At 48.0% G+C, this 1,588-nt stretch carries 1 protein-coding gene; it reads left to right on the forward strand.

What is annotated here, in order from left to right; translation table 11 throughout:
* The first annotated feature begins 154 nt into the window (after positions 1-154).
* Entirely contained in the window at positions 155-1,588 is a 1,434-nt protein-coding gene (locus E5329_RS29025) for a transposase (protein ID WP_135992564.1), read from the forward strand.

Consider the following 1,588-nt stretch of genomic DNA (forward strand, 5'->3'; position numbering starts at 1 on the left):
ACTGGAGAGTAAAAAGTTTTAATAAAAAAGAATAACCCTTTTATGGCATTTTATGGTATCTTTAAGTTACCAATACTTAAGAAAGATACAAACCGCCTGAAAGAGTTATTCTGAGTATGAGTTTACCATATTTTCCGGTGGTTGACCATATGCCATGTTCGATTTTATTGATAAAATTTTATCCTCTTTTGTATCCTGCTTCTCCAGAAAAGCAGCTTTCCGCTGGTTCGTGGTTCTTACCCTGGGGTTGATGCTTCATTCCGATAAACTCGGAGTAACTTCTGTAATCCGTGACCTCGCCCTGAAACCGGACTGTTATCTGTCCATGCTCCATTTTTTCCGTGCCTCCTCCTGGTCCCTGGACCGGATACAGCAGTGCTGGTTTCAGACGGTTCTACGGTTCTTTCCTCTGTATCAGGAAGAAGGGTTTCATGTTCTTGTCGGAGACGGTGTGAAGCAGTCCAAAGAAGGACGCCGCATTCCCGGAGTGAAAAAACTCTGCCAGGAATCTGAAAATTCTGCAAAGCCGCAGTTCATCCATGGGCATATGTTCGGCGGTCTCGGAATTCTCGCGGGAAGCATCCGCAGTATGGCATGCATTCCCTTAAGCATCCGGCTTCATGACGGTCTGCAGGATACCTTCGGATGGGAAGCTTCCACCGTATCTGACGCGTCCCATGTGGTACAGATGGTCGAGGATGCGTGCCTGGCCGCAAAGACGTTTGGGAATTCCATTCTCCTGCTCGACCGGTATTTTCTTTCGGTTCCCGCGCTGAAAAGGCTCCAGGAACTTACCAGTGAGGAAACGGTGCATATGGAGATTGTCACAAAGGCGAAATGCAACTGCACTGCTTTTGAGAAACCCGCTCCCCGAAAATCCGGGAGAGGGAGACCTCCCAAAAAGGGAAAAGCTGTCCGCCTGAAAGACCTGTTTGAGTCCCGTAAAGAGCAGTTCAGGGAAACAGAGCTGGTGCTCTGCGGAAAAAAGGAGAAACTGCGTTATTACAGTATCGATCTCCTGTGGGGACAGAAACTGTACCAGGAACTCCGCTTTGTCCTGGTGGAATATAATGGAACACAGAGCATTCTGGCCGGGACCTGCCTGGAACTGGACCCGCTGTCCATGATCCGTCTTTACAGTTTCCGATTCCAGATCGAATGCACCTTCCGGGAGCTGAAGCGGCAGACCGGAGCTTTCTGTTATCACTTCTGGTCAAAGCACATGCCCCGGCTGAATTATTACCGGAAAAAAACGGAACCGTCAGCCCTGGGGCAGGTGGAAAGCGACCATGCACGCAGAAAAATCATGCAGGCAGTGCAGGCGATTGAAATGCACATGGCACTGTCCTGTATTGCGATGGGAAGCATTCAATGCCTGTCACTCCGAATGGAAGGAAAACTCTGTTCGGAACAGATCCGTTACCCGCGTACACCGTCAAAAGGAAAAGTGTCAGAAGGTGCCATGATGCATTATCTTCGAAAACATATTTTTAGATTTATGTGGCAGAACCCCGAATTACACATAACACAATTAATTCAGGAAGTGCAGGAACAGTCAGAAATCTGTGAGGATTTACTGGCTTCTTAA

This window comes from Petralouisia muris (assembly GCF_004793545.1).
GTDB lineage: Bacteria > Bacillota > Clostridia > Lachnospirales > Lachnospiraceae > Petralouisia > Petralouisia muris.

What these genes read in the sequence shown, in the direction of transcription:
- E5329_RS29025 (WP_135992564.1), top strand. Translation starts at nt 155, where the DNA reads ATGTTCGATTTTATTGATAAAATTTTATCCTCTTTTGTATCCTGCTTC.